General features: G+C 73.5%; 16 protein-coding genes. 14 read left to right on the top strand and 2 right to left on the bottom strand.

The genetic code is table 11. From position 1 onward, the window contains the following. Positions 1-172: 172 nt before the first annotated feature. The 7 genes from ACZ7N4_RS32360 to metK all read left to right on the top strand — a co-directional run bounded on the left by ACZ7N4_RS32360 (position 173) and on the right by metK (position 6,508). Positions 173-1,279: a quinone-dependent dihydroorotate dehydrogenase gene (locus ACZ7N4_RS32360; protein WP_471365550.1), complete on the top strand. Its 1,107-nt coding sequence runs from the start codon at positions 173-175 to the stop codon at positions 1,277-1,279. Continuing rightward, positions 1,276-2,121, top strand: a complete 846-nt coding sequence (gene pyrF, locus ACZ7N4_RS32355) for an orotidine-5'-phosphate decarboxylase (protein WP_471365546.1) — start codon at positions 1,276-1,278, stop codon at positions 2,119-2,121. The genes ACZ7N4_RS32360 and pyrF overlap by 4 nt, the downstream gene beginning before the upstream one ends. Before the next feature lie 321 nt (positions 2,122-2,442). After that, positions 2,443-2,766, top strand: coding sequence for an integration host factor (locus ACZ7N4_RS32350; protein WP_003977346.1), 324 nt, complete (start codon positions 2,443-2,445; stop codon positions 2,764-2,766). Further along, a complete protein-coding gene (gene gmk, locus ACZ7N4_RS32345; RefSeq protein WP_471365543.1) occupies positions 2,699-3,385 on the top strand; it encodes a guanylate kinase in 687 nt (228 codons plus the stop codon). The genes ACZ7N4_RS32350 and gmk overlap by 68 nt, the downstream gene beginning before the upstream one ends. A 53-nt stretch (positions 3,386-3,438) precedes the next feature. After that, the gene (gene rpoZ / locus ACZ7N4_RS32340) at positions 3,439-3,711 is read left to right on the top strand and encodes a DNA-directed RNA polymerase subunit omega (RefSeq protein ID WP_003982715.1); all 273 of its coding nucleotides are present in this window, start codon (positions 3,439-3,441) and stop codon (positions 3,709-3,711) included. 126 nt (positions 3,712-3,837) lie between these two features. Further along, positions 3,838-5,040, top strand: a complete 1,203-nt coding sequence (gene coaBC, locus ACZ7N4_RS32335; protein WP_471365540.1) for a bifunctional phosphopantothenoylcysteine decarboxylase/phosphopantothenate--cysteine ligase CoaBC — start codon at positions 3,838-3,840, stop codon at positions 5,038-5,040. Between the two features lie 259 nt (positions 5,041-5,299). Continuing rightward, positions 5,300-6,508, top strand: a complete 1,209-nt coding sequence (metK, locus tag ACZ7N4_RS32330) for a methionine adenosyltransferase (protein WP_471365535.1) — start codon at positions 5,300-5,302, stop codon at positions 6,506-6,508. Here the strand turns inward: metK and ACZ7N4_RS32325 are convergent. Continuing rightward, the gene (locus ACZ7N4_RS32325; protein ID WP_471365561.1) at positions 6,453-7,004 is read right to left on the bottom strand and encodes a S1 RNA-binding domain-containing protein; all 552 of its coding nucleotides are present in this window, start codon (positions 7,002-7,004) and stop codon (positions 6,453-6,455) included. The genes metK and ACZ7N4_RS32325 overlap by 56 nt on opposite strands. Before the next feature lie 191 nt (positions 7,005-7,195). Between ACZ7N4_RS32325 and ACZ7N4_RS32320 the strand changes: the two genes are divergently transcribed. Continuing rightward, complete coding sequence (locus ACZ7N4_RS32320) at positions 7,196-9,355, top strand: primosomal protein N' (protein ID WP_471365532.1); 2,160 nt, start codon at positions 7,196-7,198, stop codon at positions 9,353-9,355. A gap of 202 nt (positions 9,356-9,557) precedes the next feature. Here the strand turns inward: ACZ7N4_RS32320 and ACZ7N4_RS32315 are convergent, their stop codons facing one another. Next, positions 9,558-10,091, bottom strand: coding sequence for a hypothetical protein (locus ACZ7N4_RS32315; protein ID WP_471365529.1), 534 nt, complete (start codon positions 10,089-10,091; stop codon positions 9,558-9,560). A 233-nt stretch (positions 10,092-10,324) separates the two neighbouring features. Between ACZ7N4_RS32315 and fmt the strand changes: the two genes are divergently transcribed. The 6 genes from fmt to ACZ7N4_RS32285 all read left to right on the top strand — a co-directional run bounded on the left by fmt (position 10,325) and on the right by ACZ7N4_RS32285 (position 16,152). Then, positions 10,325-11,254, top strand: a complete 930-nt coding sequence (gene fmt / locus ACZ7N4_RS32310) for a methionyl-tRNA formyltransferase (RefSeq protein WP_471365525.1) — start codon at positions 10,325-10,327, stop codon at positions 11,252-11,254. A gap of 661 nt (positions 11,255-11,915) precedes the next feature. Beyond that, positions 11,916-13,334 (top strand): RsmB/NOP family class I SAM-dependent RNA methyltransferase, encoded by a 1,419-nt coding sequence (locus tag ACZ7N4_RS32305; protein ID WP_471365522.1) that lies wholly within the window; start codon positions 11,916-11,918, stop codon positions 13,332-13,334. A 127-nt stretch (positions 13,335-13,461) separates the two neighbouring features. Then, positions 13,462-14,148 (top strand): ribulose-phosphate 3-epimerase, encoded by a 687-nt coding sequence (rpe, locus tag ACZ7N4_RS32300; RefSeq protein WP_471365518.1) that lies wholly within the window; start codon positions 13,462-13,464, stop codon positions 14,146-14,148. Positions 14,149-14,238: 90 nt separating this feature from the next. Next, positions 14,239-15,282: a sugar-binding transcriptional regulator gene (locus ACZ7N4_RS32295; protein WP_356154937.1), complete on the top strand. Its 1,044-nt coding sequence runs from the start codon at positions 14,239-14,241 to the stop codon at positions 15,280-15,282. Positions 15,283-15,403: 121 nt separating this feature from the next. Continuing rightward, positions 15,404-15,826, top strand: a complete 423-nt coding sequence (locus ACZ7N4_RS32290) for a guanyl-specific ribonuclease (protein ID WP_471365514.1) — start codon at positions 15,404-15,406, stop codon at positions 15,824-15,826. Beyond that, positions 15,823-16,152, top strand: a complete 330-nt coding sequence (locus tag ACZ7N4_RS32285) for a barstar family protein (protein WP_471365511.1) — start codon at positions 15,823-15,825, stop codon at positions 16,150-16,152. The genes ACZ7N4_RS32290 and ACZ7N4_RS32285 overlap by 4 nt, the downstream gene beginning before the upstream one ends. Positions 16,153-16,184: the final 32 nt, after the last annotated feature.

Below are 16,184 nucleotides of genomic sequence, written 5' to 3'. Positions count from 1 at the left end.
CCTGACCACCGTCCAGGCACTCGCCGCGGCCGTCCAGGGCATCGACGCCCTGAACCACGGCGACGTGGGCGTCCGCTCCCTCCAGGAACACGCGGCCCACCTCACCGCGGCCCGCGACTAGCAGCCCCGAGGGGGACACCGGAAACGGTGTCCCCCTCTTCACGAGGACACCATGTACACCATCTTCTTCAAGCTGGTCTTCCAGCGCATGGACCCCGAGAAGGCCCACTACCTGGCCTTCCGCTGGATCCGCCTCGCCGCCCGCGTCCCCGTGCTGCGCACCTTCGTCGCGGCTGCCCTGGCGCCCCGCCACAAGGAGCTGCGCACGGAGGCCTTCGGGCTGCGCATGCACGGCCCCTTCGGGCTCGCCGCCGGCTTCGACAAGAACGCCGTCGCCATCGACGGCATGTCGATGCTGGGCTTCGACCACGTCGAGATCGGCACGGTGACGGGTGAGCCGCAGCCCGGCAACCCCAGGAAGCGCCTGTTCCGCCTGGTCGCGGACCGCGCCCTGATCAACCGGATGGGCTTCAACAACGACGGTTCCCTCACCGTGGCGGCCCGCCTGGCCACCCGCCAGCCGGTCTTCCGGACCGTGGTCGGCGTCAACATCGGCAAGACCAAGGTCGTCCCGGAGACGGAGGCCGTCGCCGACTACGTGAAGTCCGCCGAGCGCCTCGCTCCGTACGCCGACTACCTGGTCGTCAACGTCTCCTCCCCGAACACCCCCGGCCTGCGCAACCTCCAGGCGGTGGAACACCTGCGCCCGCTGCTCACCGCCGTGCGCGAGGCCGCCGACCGCACGGTCGCGAACCGCCGCGTGCCGCTCCTGGTGAAGATCGCCCCCGACCTCGCCGACGAGGACGTCGACGCGGTCGCCGACCTCGCCGTGGAGCTGGGCCTGGACGGCATCATCGCCACCAACACCACCATCGCGCGCGAGGGCCTCGGCCTGCGGTCCTCCGCCGCGCTGGTCAAGGAGACCGGCGGCCTGTCCGGCGCCCCGCTCAAGGAACGCTCCCTGGAGGTCCTGCGCCGCCTGTACGCGCGCGTGGGCGACCGGATCACCCTGGTGGGCGTCGGCGGCATCGAGACCGCCGAGGACGCCTGGCAGCGCATCCTGGCCGGTGCCACGCTGGTCCAGGGCTACAGCGCCTTCATCTACGAGGGCCCCTTCTGGTGCCGGGCCGTCCACAAGGGGCTCGCCGCCCGCCTGCGCACGAGCCCGTACGCCACCCTCGCCGACGCGGTCGGCGCCGACGTGAGGAAGCCCGCATGAGCCCGTTGGAGCCGTTCGGCGCCCGGCTGCGCCGCGCCATGGACGAGCGCGGCCCGCTGTGCGTGGGCATCGACCCGCACGCCTCCCTGCTCGCCGAGTGGGGCCTGGACGACGACGTGGCCGGCCTGGAGCGGTTCAGCCGCACGGTCGTCGAGGCCATGGCCGACCGGGTGGCCGTCCTGAAGCCGCAGAGCGCCTTCTTCGAGCGGTTCGGCTCGCGCGGCCTCGCCGTCCTGGAGAAGGCCGTGCAGGAGGCGCGGGCGGCCGGTGCGCTGGTCGTGATGGACGCCAAGCGCGGTGACATCGGCTCGACCATGGCCGCCTACGCCGAAGCGTTCCTGCACCCGGACGCCCCGCTGTTCTCCGACGCCCTGACCGTCTCGCCGTACCTCGGCTACGGCTCGCTGAGCCCGGCCGTCGCGCTGGCCCGGGAGAGCGGCACCGGCCTGTTCGTGCTGGCGCTGACCTCGAACCCGGAGGGCGGCGAGGTGCAGCACGCGATCCGCGCCGACGGCCGGACCGTCGGCGCGACCATGCTGGCCCACCTGGCCGCCGAGAACGCGGGGGAGGAGCCGCTGGGCTCCTTCGGCGCCGTCGTCGGGGCCACGCTCGGCGACCTGTCGACCTACGACCTGGACATGGGCGGCCCGCTCCTCGCGCCCGGCATCGGCGCCCAGGGCGCGACGCCGGCCGACCTCCCCGGGGTCTTCGGGGCGGCCGTGCGCAACGTCGTGCCGAACGTCAGCCGGGGTGTTCTGCGTCACGGTCCCGACGTCAGCGCGCTGCGCGGGGCGGCCGAGCGGTTCGCGACCGAGATCCAGGCGGCCGTCGCCGGCGTCTGAGCCCCTGCCGCGTGCCCGGCGCGTGCCCGGTCGCGCGCCGGGCCGGGCGGGATCTCGCCGACTTGAGAGTGAATACATCCTCAAATCGAGGGCAATTTGTCTTAAATGTCTGGCCTGGCGGAGGCTGACCAGGACTTTTCCGCTGTTCTCGCTGACTCTGGCGGACTTGCCCGCTAGTCTCCGAGCAGTGGGGGCACCTCCCGCGCCCCTCAGACAGTGGGGGAGAACGGGCAGCGTGTTGCTCGTGGCTCCCCAGGTGTGGGGCGACTAGGTTCCTCACCGGTCCGTATCCGACAGTTCGACATCCGAGGTGACGTAGGCGTGGCTCTTCCGCCCCTTACCCCTGAACAGCGCGCAGCCGCGCTCGAAAAGGCCGCCGCGGCTCGCCGGGAGCGGGCCGAGGTCAAGAATCGACTCAAGCACTCCGGCGCCTCCCTGCACGAGGTCATCAAGCAGGGCCAGGAAAACGACGTCATCGGCAAGATGAAGGTCTCCGCGCTGCTGGAGTCCCTGCCGGGCGTGGGCAAGGTCCGCGCCAAGCAGATCATGGAGCGTCTGGGCATCTCCGAGAGCCGCCGTGTGCGCGGTCTCGGTTCCAACCAGATCGCCTCCCTGGAGCGTGAGTTCGGCAGCACCGGCTCCTGAGTCCGCCTCCCGGCGGACCCGGGAGTCCCGGGCACTCCGGGATTACTGGAATAATCGCTGCATGAGTGAACGTCCGCGGCTGACCGTGCTCTCCGGCCCCTCGGGGGTCGGCAAGAGCACGGTCGTCGCCCATATGCGCAAGGAACACCCCGAGGTCTGGCTCTCGGTGTCGGCGACGACCCGCAAGCCGCGCCCCGGCGAGCAGCACGGAGTCCACTATTTCTTCGTCACCGACGAGGAGATGGACAAGCTGATCGCCAACGGCGAGCTCCTGGAGTGGGCCGAGTTCGCCGGCAACCGCTACGGCACGCCCCGCGCGGCCGTGCTGGAGCGGCTGGAGAACGGCGAGCCCGTCCTGCTGGAGATCGACCTCCAGGGCGCCCGGCAGGTCCGCGAGTCCATGTCCGACGCCCAGCTGGTGTTCCTGGCTCCGCCCTCCTGGGAGGAGCTGGTGCGCAGGCTGACCGGCCGGGGGACCGAGCCGCCCGAGGTCATCGAGCGCCGTCTGGCGGCGGCGAGGACCGAGCTGGCGGCCGAGCCGGAGTTCGACGAGACCTTGGTCAACACCTCCGTCGAGGACGTGGCTCGCGAGCTGCTAGCCTTGATGGACGTTGTGTGATCGTGACTGTGATCACGATGTCTGATTCTTTCCCATCCATCGGAAGGTAGAGCGTGTCCTCTTCCATCACCGCGCCCGAGGGCATCATCAACCCGCCGATCGACGAGCTTCTCGAGGCGACCGACTCGAAGTACAGCCTCGTGATCTACGCTGCCAAGCGTGCGCGCCAGATCAACGCGTACTACTCGCAGCTCGGTGAGGGCCTCCTCGAGTACGTCGGTCCGCTCGTCGACACCCACGTCCACGAGAAGCCGCTCTCGATCGCGCTGCGCGAGATCAACGCCGGTCTGCTGACCTCCGAGGCCGTCGAGGGCCCGGCGCAGTAGTACGCGCAGTACTACTGTCAGATTGAGATCGACTTATCCACAGGCCCGGCAGTCACCCTGCCGGGCCTGTGGTGTGTCATGGAGTCGTACGTTTGCGTCGTACGTTGTCGAGTCCGGGGAGACACGGTGGACAAGCCGAGGGTCGTGCTGGGGGTCAGCGGTGGCATCGCCGCCTACAAGGCCTGTGAGCTGCTGAGGAGGTTCACGGAGTCGGGCCATGACGTCCGCGTGGTGCCCACCGCCTCCGCGCTGCACTTCGTCGGCGCCGCCACCTGGTCGGCCCTGTCCGGCAACCCCGTCTCCACCCAGGTCTGGGACGACGTCCACCAGGTCCCGCACGTCCGCATCGGCCAGCACGCCGACCTCGTGGTGGTCGCCCCGGCCACCGCCGACATGCTCGCCAAGGCCGCCCACGGCCTCGCCGACGACCTGCTCACCAACACCCTCCTCACCGCCCGCTGTCCCGTGGTCTTCGCCCCGGCCATGCACACCGAGATGTGGGAGCACCCGGCCACCCAGGAGAACGTGGCCACGCTGCGCCGCCGCGGCGCCGTCGTCATCGAGCCCGCCGTCGGCCGCCTCACCGGCGTCGACACCGGCAAGGGCCGGCTGCCCGAGCCCGGGGAGATCTTCGAGGTGTGCCGCCGGGTGCTGGCCCGGGGCGTCACCGAGCCCGATCTCGCGGGCCGGCATGTCGTCGTCTCCGCCGGCGGCACCCGCGAACCCCTCGACCCCGTCCGCTTCCTCGGCAACCGCTCCTCCGGCAAGCAGGGGTACGCCCTCGCCCGCACCGCCGCAGCCCGCGGCGCCCGGGTGACGCTGGTTTCGGCCAACGCGGACCTGCCCGACCCGGCCGGCGTGGACGTCGTCCGGGTGGGCACCGCCGTGCAGCTGCGCGAGGCCGTCCTGAAGGCCGCCGCGGACGCCGACGCCGTGGTCATGGCCGCCGCCGTCGCCGACTTCCGCCCGGCCGCGTACGCCGCCGGGAAGATCAAGAAGAAGGACGGCCAGGAACCCGACCCGATCGCCCTGGTGCGGAATCCGGACATCCTCGCGGAGATCTCCGCCGACCGCGCCCGCCCCGGCCAGGTGATCGTCGGCTTCGCCGCCGAGACCGACGACGTCCTCGCCAACGGCCGCACCAAGCTCGCCCGCAAGGGCTGCGACCTGCTCGTGGTCAACGAGGTGGGAGAGCGCAAGACCTTCGGCGCCGAGGAGAACGAGGCCGTCGTCCTGGGCGCCGACGGCAGCGAGACCCCGGTGCCGCACGGCCCCAAGGAAGCCCTCGCCGACACGGTCTGGGACCTGGTCGTGCGGCGACTGGACTAAGGTCCGCCAGGCGATCGGGGGAACTCCGCGCCGGGTCCGCGACACGCTCGAGCCACGCTCGAATCGGGCGTGGCGGCCCTGGCCAAGGCCGCTCGCCATTGTGCAGAATGCCCGTGCCGCAGGTCACAGCGTTCCCAGAAAGGGAGACAGTGGCCCGCCGACCGAGTGCGACCGATAAACTGTCACGGTCGACGCCGGGCGCAGCCCCGTGTCGACCGCAAATGATCAGCCAGCAGCCGCTGCAACCACAGGGAGCGTTGTGTCCCGTCGCCTGTTCACCTCGGAGTCCGTGACCGAGGGTCACCCCGACAAGATCGCTGACCAGATCAGCGACACCATTCTCGACGCGCTCCTGCGCGAGGACCCGACCTCCCGGGTCGCCGTGGAGACGCTGATCACCACCGGCCTGGTACACGTGGCCGGCGAGGTCACGACCAAGGCCTACGCGGACATCGCGACCCTCGTCCGCGGCAAGATCCTGGAGATCGGCTACGACTCCTCCAAGAAGGGCTTCGACGGCGCCTCCTGCGGTGTCTCGGTGTCCATCGGCGCGCAGTCCCCGGACATCGCGCAGGGTGTCGACGCGGCGTACGAGGCCCGGGTCGAGGGCGACGAGGACGAACTCGACAAGCAGGGCGCGGGCGACCAGGGCCTGATGTTCGGCTACGCGTCCGACGAGACGCCGACCCTGATGCCGCTGCCGATCTTCCTCGCGCACCGGCTGTCCAAGCGGCTCTCCGAGGTCCGCAAGAACGGCACGATCCCCTACCTGCGCCCGGACGGCAAGACGCAGGTCACCATCGAGTACGACGGCGACAAGGCCGTCCGCCTCGACACGGTGGTCGTCTCCTCCCAGCACGCCTCCGACATCGACCTGGAGTCGCTGCTCGCCCCCGACATCCGCGAGTTCGTCGTGGAGCCGGAGCTGAAGGCGCTGCTGGACGACGGCATCAAGCTGGAGACCGAGGGCTACCGGCTGCTGGTCAACCCGACCGGCCGTTTCGAGATCGGCGGCCCGATGGGCGACGCCGGCCTGACCGGCCGCAAGATCATCATCGACACCTACGGCGGCATGGCCCGCCACGGCGGCGGCGCCTTCTCCGGCAAGGACCCGTCCAAGGTCGACCGCTCGGCCGCGTACGCGATGCGCTGGGTCGCCAAGAACGTCGTCGCGGCGGGCCTGGCCTCCCGCTGCGAGGTCCAGGTCGCCTACGCGATCGGCAAGGCCGAGCCCGTCGGTCTCTTCGTGGAGACCTTCGGCACCGCCAAGATCGACCACGAGAAGATCGAGAAGGCGATCGACGAGGTCTTCGACCTCCGGCCCGCCGCGATCATCCGCGACCTCGACCTGCTCCGCCCGATCTACGCCCAGACGGCGGCGTACGGCCACTTCGGCCGCGAGCTGCCCGACTTCACCTGGGAGCGCACCGACCGCGTGGAAGCCCTGCGCAAGGCCGCGGGCCTGTAACCCAGGCCGACCGTTCGCCGAGGCCCGGCTTCCCTTCGGGGGCCGGGCCTCGGCACGTTCGGGTCAGCCGGCGGGCGCCGGCCGGATACGGCGCCGGGAACGGTCGATCTCCACGATCCTGACCCGCACGCCGGGAACGGTCGATCTCCGCGATCCTGACCCGCACGTCCTGCCCGTCCGCGACGCTCCTGCCGCCCGGATCGCCGACGTGCACGACCCCCTCCGCCCCCGCACCGGCCCGGACGAAGGCGCCGAAGGGGAGAACCCCGGTGACCGGGCCGGACACCACACCGCCCGTGCGCCCTCCAGCGGCCCCAGGGATCCTCCAGGAGGGCCTTGAGCGACAGCGCGGCCTTTCCCTGGCCGCCACCAGCACCTCGCGGTGATCCGCCGCCCCACCGCCACGGCTCCGAGGGACGGCCGGTCCGGTGACAGACGGCTCGTACGGCGGCACGCGGCCGAGGGCCCCGTCCGGGCCGTCGCAGAACCGCACCATCACGTCGTCCCCGTCGAACCCGGTCACGACCGCGGACCTCACCTCTGCCCGCCGTGCGGCCAGGCGTGCGCGCGGGTCCTCCAGCGGACGCGATGCCGATGCGGTCATGGTCGTGGGCCCAGGGGCGCACCGCCGGGGCGGGAACCGGCCGGGCGGCGGCGTTGTCAGTGGCGTTTGGTAAGAATGCAAGCGTGAGCAGCGAGAACGGGGTTCCCGGAGCGGACGGGGGCGGCGGGGCCGAGGGGGCGCCGCCGGAGCAGCTCGCGCTCATCCGGGAGAGCGTGCGCCAGGCCAGGACGCCGCGGGCCAAGCCGCGGACGTGGCGGGGGGCCGCGCTCGCCAGGGAACTGCCCGTCGCGCGGGTCCTGGTCGACAAGGGCGTGCTGCACCTCGACCGGTACTTCGACTACGCCGTGCCCGAGGAGCTGGACGCGGAGGCACAGCCCGGCGTGCGGGTCCGGGTGCGGTTCGGGGCCGGGCGGCACCGGGTGCGCGAGGGGCGACGGGAGGGCGGCGGGCTCATCGACGGCTTCCTGATCGAGCGGCGTGACGAGTCCGACTACTCCGGGCCGCTGGCCGCCCTCGCGCAGGTCGTGTCGCCGGAGCGGGTGCTGAGCGAGGAACTGCTCGGCCTCGCCCGGGCCGTCGCCGACCGGTACGCCGGCAGCCTCGCCGATGTGCTGCAACTGGCCGTCCCCCCGCGCAACGCCCGCGCCGAGCAACGCCCGTCCCCGGCGCCGCTGCCCCCGCCGAACGCACCGGACACCGGCTCCTGGGCGCGGTACGAGCACGGGGGCGCCTTCCTGGACGCGCTGGCCTCCGGAGGGACCCCCAGGGCCGTGTGGAACGCGCTGCCGGGGCCGCTGTGGAGCGAGGAGCTGGCCCGGGCCGTCGCCGCCGCTCTCGCCTCCGGGCGCGGCGCCCTCGTCGTCGTACCGGACGGGCGGGCCGCCGCGCGCGTGGACGCCGCGCTGACCGCGCTGCTCGGCACGGGCCGGCACGCGCTGCTCACGGCCGACGCCGGGCCCGAGAAGCGGTACGCGCAGTGGCTGGCGGTGCGGCGCGGTTCCGTCCGTGCCGTCGTGGGGACCCGGGCGGCGATGTTCGCGCCCGTGCAGGAGCTGGGGCTCGTGGCGATCTGGGACGACGGCGACGACAGCAACAGCGAGCAGCACGCCCCGCAGCCGCACGCCCGCGATGTCCTCCTGCTGCGGGCCGCGCTGGACAGGTGCGCCTTCCTGCTCGGCAGCCGGAGCTGCACCGTGGAGGCCGCCCAGCTCGTCGAGAGCGGCTGGGCCCGGCCGCTGGTCGCCGGACGGGAACAGGTACGGCTCCACGCGCCCCTCGTCCGGACGGTCGGGGACGAGGACCTCGCGCGCGACGAGGCCGCCCGCGCCGCCCGGCTGCCCACCCTCGCCTGGCAGGCGGCCCGCGAGGGGCTGCGGCACGGGCCCGTGCTGGTGCAGGTGCCCCGGCGGGGTTACGCGCCCCGCATGGCCTGCGCGCAGTGCCGGGCTCCCGCCCGCTGCCGGCACTGTGCCGGCCCGCTCCAGGGCCAGGACGCGGGCGTTCTGCGGTGCGGCTGGTGCGGACGCGAGGAAGGCGCCTGGCACTGCCCGGAGTGCGGCGGGTTCCGGCTCCGCGCGCAGATCGTGGGGGCCCGCCGCACCGCCGAGGAACTGGGGCGGGCCTTCCCCGCCGTACCGGTGCGGACCTCCGGCCGCGAGCACGTGCTGGACACCGTGCCCGACACCCCCGCGCTGGTCGTCAGCACCCCGGGCGCCGAACCCGTCGCCGAGGGCGGCTACGCGGCGGCCCTGCTGCTGGACGGCTGGGCCATGCTCGGGCGGCCCGACCTGCGGGCCGGTGAGGACGCCCTGCGCCGGTGGATCGCGGCCGGGGCGCTGGTGCGGCCCCAGGGCGAGGGCGGCACGGTGGTCGTGGTGGCCGAGCCGACGCTGCGGCCGGTGCAGGCGCTGGTGCGCTGGGACCCGGTCGGGCATGCCGTGCGGGAGCTCGCCGAGCGGGCCGAGCTGGGCTTCCCGCCGGTGTCCCGGATGGCGGCCGTGTCCGGGCCGCCCGACGCCCTCGGCGAGTTCATGGCGGCGGTCGAGCTGCCGCCGGACGCCGAGGTGCTCGGTCCGGTACCGCTGCCGCCCGCACCGTCCGGCCGGCCCCGCAGACCCGGCGCACCGCCACCCGGCGAACACTGGGACCGGGCCCTGGTCCGCGTACCCCCGGGCAGCGGGGCCGCTCTGGCCGCCGCCCTGAAGACCGCCCAGGCCGCGCGCATGGCCCGGGGCGGCGCGGAGGCGGTACGGGTGCGGATCGACCCACCGGACATCGGCTGACGCGGACATCGGCTGACGCGAGGGTGGCCGACGCGGGGAGAGGCGACCCGGGGAGAGGCGACCCGGGGAGAGGCGACGCGGGGAGAGGCCGACGAGGGCGGGCCGGGAGGGCGGTGCGGAAGGGGCCGCGCACGCGGCTGCCCTCCCGGGGACGGGCCGGGAGGGCAGGGACGGCGGAGGGACGGGAAGGGCGACGGGGGAGTCAGCCGTTGCGCGGGCCGGGGAAGGCCGTCGGGCGTACGTCGTCGCGCAGCGTAGGGCTGCCCGCGGTCGGCTGGGTCGGCATGGAGCGGGCCGCGGGGACCGTGGGCAGACCCGCGGTCACGTTGAGCGTGCGGCTGCCGGACGGCTCCGGCGACCGCTCCGCCTCGGCCGCCGCCTGGGCCGCGGCGCGGCGGGCGCCGTAACGGCGGTGCACCGCCTGCTTGGTGACCCCGAGCGCCGAGCCCACCGCGTCCCAGGAGAAGCCGAGCGAGCGGTCGAAGTCCACGGCGGCCGTGACCAGGGTTTCGACACTGTCCCGGAGCTCCTGGGCGAGACGGACCGTCGGGGCGGGAGCGCGTCCGTAGACGACGAAGCCCGTGGACGGGCCGGTGCGGCGCGGGCGGTAGACGTTGCCCAGCTGGGCGGTGAGCGTGCGCAGCGCGTCCACCTGCCGGCGGACCCGCTCGATGTCCCGCACCAGCAAGTGCAGGCTGGCCCGGGCCTGGGCGTCGTGGGTTGCGTGGTCGGCCATGAACAAGCCTCTCGAACCGGCGTTGAAAGGAATTGGGCCGCGAAAGCGGGAAAGCGGCCCGATGTGGTCAACTCTTTCTTGACCAACGCTCTCGCGGTCCGCTGGTCACGGGGTGGGGGCGTACGGGCATATGCGTACGCCGCCTGCCCACCCGTGCGCCGTGCGGCGCGGGTTCGTGGTCATAGACTGGTGCGCTGCCCGCCGCCCCCCGCCCGAGAGGCCCGATCCCGCCCATGAAGCTCGTCTTCGCCGGTACCCCCGAGGTCGCCGTTCCCGCTCTGGACGCTCTGCTCGCCTCAGGGCGGCACGAGGTGGCCGCCGTCGTCACGCGGCCCGACGCGCCGGCCGGGCGCGGGCGCCGACTGGTCGCGTCGCCCGTGGCCGAGCGGGCGGAGGAGTCCGGCATCGAGGTGCTGAAGCCGCTGAAGCCGCGGGACCCCGAGTTCCTGGAGCGGCTCAGGGAGATCGCGCCGGACTGCTGCCCGGTCGTGGCCTACGGCGCCCTGCTGCCGAGGGCCGCCCTGGACATCCCCGCGCACGGCTGGGTCAACCTGCACTTCTCGCTGCTGCCCGCCTGGCGCGGAGCGGCGCCGGTGCAGCACGCCATCATGGCCGGCGACGAGATCACGGGCGCGTCCACCTTCCTCATCGAGGAGGGGCTGGACTCCGGCCCGGTCTACGGCACCGTGACCGAGGAGATCCGCCCCACCGACACCAGCGGTGACCTGCTCACCCGGCTCGCCTTCGCGGGCGCCGGACTGCTCGCCGCCACCATGGACGGCATCGAGGACGGCACCCTGAAGGCCGTACCGCAGCCCGCCGAGGGCATCACCGTGGCGCCGAAGATCACCGTCGAGGACGCCCGGGTCGACTGGGCGACGCCCGCGCTGCGCGTCGACCGGGTCGTACGCGGCTGCACCCCGGCGCCCGGTGCCTGGACCGTCTTCCGCGGCGAGCGGCTCAAGCTGATCCAGGCCACGCCCGTACCCGACCGGACCGACCTCGCCCCGGGCCGGCTCGCGGTGGGCAAGAACAGCGTCCACGTGGGCACCGGTTCCTACGCCGTCGAGCTGCTGTGGGTCCAGGCCCAGGGCAAGAAGCCGATGCGTGCGGCCGACTGGGCGCGGGGGGTGCGCATCACGGAGGGGGAGAGGCTGGGCTGACGCCCCGGCCGACGCCGGCGGCGCGGATCCGGGCGGCGGTGTCGCGGCGGATCCGGGCGGCGGCGGCCGGTCCTTCGAGAGGGCTGGCGCCGCGCTTACGAGCGGACCGGCGCGGCGCTTGCGAGGGCGCGGGCAGGTGCCTGAGAGCGGACCGGCACGGTCGCGCAGGAGACCAGGTGCTTGTGATGGTGAGGGGCCCGGCGGTGTGCGTACGACGGGCTCTGGCGTGGTGCCTGCGAGCAGCCGCCGGGTGCTTTCGCGGGGACCAGACCCAGTGCCTGCGAGCGGACCACCATCCTGCTTCGCAGGGGACCGCAACCGTGCTCCGAGCGCACCGGTACGGTGCTGCACGAGGGGACCGCAACGGTGCTCTCCGGGACCGCAAGGTGCTTTGCGAAGGGACCGCGACCCCCGCTTCCGAGGAGACCGCGACCCCGCTTCCGAGGAGACCGCAGCCCCGCTTCCGCGGGGACCGCAAACCCTGCTTCCGAGAGGACCGCAAACCCCGCTTCCGAGAGGACCGCAACCTCGCTTCCGAGGGAACCGGAACCCCGCTTCCGAGCGAACCCAACGTCGCCGAGGAGCCCGGGCGATGGTGGCGGGGGTTCGGCGACGTACGCTGGAGGCGCATTCCTCTCTTCACACCCGGAGCACCTTTCTCGTGAGCGAGCAGTCCCGGCGGCCGCGCAGGCCCGCCAAGCCCTACCGCCGTCCCCAGAAGGACCCCGTCCGCGTCCTCGCCTTCGAGGCGCTGCGCGCGGTGGACGAGCGGGACGCGTACGCCAACCTCGTGCTGCCCCCGCTGCTCAGGAAGGCCCGCGAGAAGGGCGACTTCGACGCCCGGGACGCCGCCCTCGCCACCGAGCTGGTCTACGGCACGCTGCGCCGGCAGGGCACCTACGACGCCGTCATCGCCGCCTGCGTCGACCGGCCGCTGCGCGAGGTCGACCCGCCGGTGCTCGACGTGCTGAGCCTGGGCGTGCACCAGTTGCTCGGCACCCGGATCCCGACCCACGCCGCCGTCTCCTCCTCCGTGGAGCTGGCCCGGGTCGTACTCGGGGACGGGCGGGCCAAGTTCGTCAACGCCGTGCTGCGGAAGGTGGCCCAGGACGATCTCGACGGCTGGATCGAGAAGGTCGCGCCGCCCTACGACGAGGACCCCGAGGACCACCTGTCCGTCGTCCACTCGCACCCCCGCTGGGTCGTCTCCGCGCTGTGGGACTCCCTCGGCGGCGGCCGGGCCGGCATCGAGCGGCTGCTGGCGGCGGACAACGAGCGGCCGGAGGTGACGCTCGTCGCCCGCCCGGGCCGGTCCACCACCGAGGAACTGCTCCGCGAGGACGCCGCCGTCCCCGGCCGCTGGTCGCCGTACGCCGTCCGGCTCGCCGAGGGCGGGGAGCCCGGCGCGGTCGAGGCCGTGCGCGAGGGGCGGGCCGGCGTCCAGGACGAGGGCAGCCAGCTGGTCGCGCTCGCGCTGGCGAACGCCCCGCTCGACGGGCCCGACGCGAAGTGGCTCGACGGCTGCGCGGGCCCCGGCGGCAAGGCCGCACTGCTGGCCGCGCTCGCCGCCGAGCGCGGGGCCGCACTGCTCGCCTCCGAGAAGCAGCCGCACCGCGCCGGACTGGTGGCCAAGGCCCTGCACGGCAACCCGGGGCCGTACCAGGTCATCGCCGCCGACGGCACCCGCCCGCCGTGGCGCCCCGGCAGCTTCGACCGGGTCCTGGTCGACGTGCCCTGCACCGGCCTCGGCGCCCTGCGCCGCCGCCCGGAGGCCCGCTGGCGCCGCCGCCCCGACGACCTCGACGACTTCGCCCCGCTCCAGCGCGGGCTGCTCCGCTCCGCCCTGGACTCGGTCCGCGTCGGCGGTGTCGTCGGCTACGCCACCTGCTCCCCGCACCTGGCGGAGACCCGCGCGGTCGTCTCCGACGTCCTCAAGCAGTGCGCGGACACGGAACTGATCGACGCCCGTCCCCTCCTCCCCGGCGTCCCGGACCTGGGCGAGGGCCCGGACATCCAGCTCTGGCCGCACGTACACGGCACGGACGCGATGTACCTGGCGTTGATCCGCAGGACCGCTTGACGCCGCTCAGGAACGCGCCCCGGAAGGGGCGCGGCCGACTGCGCGACCAGCCCCCACCGGCCCCGCAGCCGCACCACAGCCGTGGACCGCGCTACAGCCCGGGGCAGCGGCATGGCAGGCTTGGGTCATGGCCGCGCAGATCAACCCCAGCATCCTGTCCGCCGACTTCGCCCGCCTCGCGGAGGAGGCCAAGGCGGTCCAAGGCGCCGACTGGCTCCACGTCGACGTCATGGACAACCACTTCGTCCCGAACCTCACGCTCGGCGTGCCGGTCGTGGAGTCCCTGGCCCGTGCGACGGACACCCCGCTGGACTGCCACCTGATGATCGAGGACCCCGACCGGTGGGCCCCCCAGTACGTCGAGGCGGGGGCCTCGTCCGTCACCTTCCACGTGGAGGCGGCGGCCGCGCCCGTGCGGCTCGCCCGGGAGATCCGCGCCAAGGGCGCCCGTGCCTCGATGGCGCTCAAGCCCGCGACGCCGATCGAGCCGTTCGAGGACCTGCTGCCGGAACTCGACATGCTGCTCGTCATGACGGTGGAGCCGGGCTTCGGCGGCCAGGCGTTCCTCGACATCATGCTGCCGAAGATCCGCCGCACCCGAGAGCTGATCGACAAGCACGGTCTGCAGCTGTGGCTGCAGGTCGACGGAGGTGTCTCGGCCTCGACGATCGAGCGGTGCGCGGACGCGGGAGCGGACGTGTTCGTCGCCGGCTCGGCCGTCTACGGGGCGAAGGACCCGGCGGAGGCCGTACGCGCCCTGCGCTCGCAGGCGGAGGCGGCCACCGCCCGGGCGACCTGGGCATGCGACCACTGAGCCACGGCCAAGTGAACGCTTGAATGAACGCCGCCCATCAGGGCGGAGCAGTCGCGCCGAATCTGCAAGGATGAACGGCGAATCCAGAGTGTGAACAGCAGTGAGGAGATCGCCGTGTCGGGTATGTCGGCGGGCCGGTCAGCCATGCGGATGGGACCCGCTGAGCTGGTGCAGGCGGCGGCCATGGCCCGCCGCTTCTACCTCGAGGGCAAGTCCAAGATCCAGATCGCGGAGGAGTTCGGCGTCAGCCGCTTCAAGGTGGCCCGGGTCCTGGAGACGGCCCTCGAACGGGATCTCGTACGCATCGAGATCCGCGTGCCGGCCGAGCTGGACGCCGAGCGCTCCGACGCGCTCCGCGCCCGCTACGGCCTGAGGCACGCCGTCGTGGTCGAGTCCCCGCCCGAGTCGGAGGAGACCCCCGACCCCGAGAACCTCGGGGAGGTCGCCGCCGACCTGCTCGGCGAACTCGTCAACGAGGGGGACGTGCTCGGGCTGGCCTGGGGCCGGTCCACCATCCACATGGCGGCGGCGCTCGACCGGCTGCCGCCGTGCACGGTGGTGCAGCTGACGGGCGTGTACGACGCCGGGACCGCCGAGCGCGGTTCGGTGGAGGCGGTCCGCCGGGCCGCCCAGGTGTCGGGGGGCGACGCCCACCCCATCTACGCGCCGATGCTGCTCCCGGACGCGGCCACCGCGGTGGCGCTGCGCCACCAGACCGGGATCGCCCGGGCCTTCGAGTACTTCGACAAGGTCACGGTCGCCTGTGTCTCCATCGGCTCCTGGGAGCCGGGCATCTCCACCGTCCACGACATGCTCAGCGACGAGGAGCGGGCGCACTACGCCTCGCTCGGGGTCGCCGCCGAGATGTCGGCACACCTCTTCGACGCGGAGGGACGCCGGATCGGACGGGACCTGGGGGAGCGCTGCATCACGGTCAAGGCCGACCAGCTGCGTCGTATCCCGGAGGTCGTGGCGATCGCGGGCGGGCAGCGCAAGGCCGCCGCGATCGACGCGGTGCTGCGCTCGGGGCTGGTCACCAGCCTGGTCACCGACACCTCGGCCGCCGACTACCTGATGACGGCGGGCCCCACGCCGAAGCCGGCGCTCAGCCGCCAGGACCCCGACGGGGTCTGACAGCGGCTGGCGGCGGGCCAGTGCTGGAGGGCCTGACAGCGGGTGGCGGCGGGTCCGTGAGGGGGCCAGACAGCGGGTCGCGGGGGGCCCGTGACGGGACGGCCGTGGCAGCATCGTCCGCATGCCGCAGCGGTTCGTCCCTCGTGCTCTCGCCGGGCTGCTGGTCTGTCTCGCCGTCCTCCTGACGGCGTGCTCCAGCGCCTCCGGCCCGGCCCCCCGTGCCCCCTCCGCCTCACCGGCCGCGTCCACCCCGGCCTGGGCGCGGGGCACGGCCACCGTCCCGGTGTCCCGGCTGCCCGCCGAGGCCCGCAGGACACTGGTCCTCGTCGACCGGGGCGGTCCCTTCCCCTACGCCAGGGACGGGACCGTCTTCGGGAACTTCGAGGGCCGTCTGCCGAAACACCCGCGCGGCTACTACCACGAGTACACCGTGCCGACCCCCGGCTCCCGCGACCGCGGTGCCCGGCGCCTCGTCACGGGGCGGGGCGGGGAGATCTACTACACCGACGACCACTACGCGACGTTCCGGGCGGTGCTGAGATGACGGAAGACCTGGGTGGCCGGTACACGGTCACCCTGGACCTGGACGGGGTCACCGGCAAGGCGGCCCTGATGGACCGGGTCGCCCGGGCCCTGGCGCTGCCCGACTGGTTCGGCCGGAACTGGGACGCGCTGGCCGACTCCCTCTCCGACCACACGGTGTGGCCCCAGGCCGCCGTGGAGCAGGGGCTGCTGATCGTCGTACGGGGCTGGCGGCCGTACGCCGACGCCGCGCCGGAGGAGTGGCGGACCGCCGAGGAGGTGTTCACCGAGGCCGCGGACCGGACGGAGGCCCTCACCGTCGTCCTCGCCCTTGGAGGAACCTCCTAGGTGATCGGCGGCGACCCTGGATGTTCTGTCAG

This window comes from Streptomyces sp. NPDC107654 (assembly GCF_055639035.1).
The sequence above is the reverse complement of the archived record's forward strand: the minus strand, read 5'-3'. Positions and strand labels throughout refer to the sequence as shown.

Excerpts from the sequence above, each read along its gene's own strand:
- ACZ7N4_RS32360 (WP_471365550.1), top strand. The coding sequence starts at position 173 with ATGTACACCATCTTCTTCAAGCTGGTCTTCCAGCGCATGGACCCCGAG.
- pyrF (WP_471365546.1), top strand. The coding sequence starts at position 1,276 with ATGAGCCCGTTGGAGCCGTTCGGCGCCCGGCTGCGCCGCGCCATGGAC.
- ACZ7N4_RS32325 (WP_471365561.1), bottom strand. The coding sequence starts at position 7,004 with ATGGTGCGGTTCTGCGACGGCCCGGACGGGGCCCTCGGCCGCGTGCCG.
- ACZ7N4_RS32315 (WP_471365529.1), bottom strand. The coding sequence starts at position 10,091 with ATGGCCGACCACGCAACCCACGACGCCCAGGCCCGGGCCAGCCTGCAC.
- fmt (WP_471365525.1), top strand. The coding sequence starts at position 10,325 with ATGAAGCTCGTCTTCGCCGGTACCCCCGAGGTCGCCGTTCCCGCTCTG.
- rpe (WP_471365518.1), top strand. The coding sequence starts at position 13,462 with ATGGCCGCGCAGATCAACCCCAGCATCCTGTCCGCCGACTTCGCCCGC.
- ACZ7N4_RS32290 (WP_471365514.1), top strand. The coding sequence starts at position 15,404 with ATGCCGCAGCGGTTCGTCCCTCGTGCTCTCGCCGGGCTGCTGGTCTGT.
- ACZ7N4_RS32285 (WP_471365511.1), top strand. The coding sequence starts at position 15,823 with ATGACGGAAGACCTGGGTGGCCGGTACACGGTCACCCTGGACCTGGAC.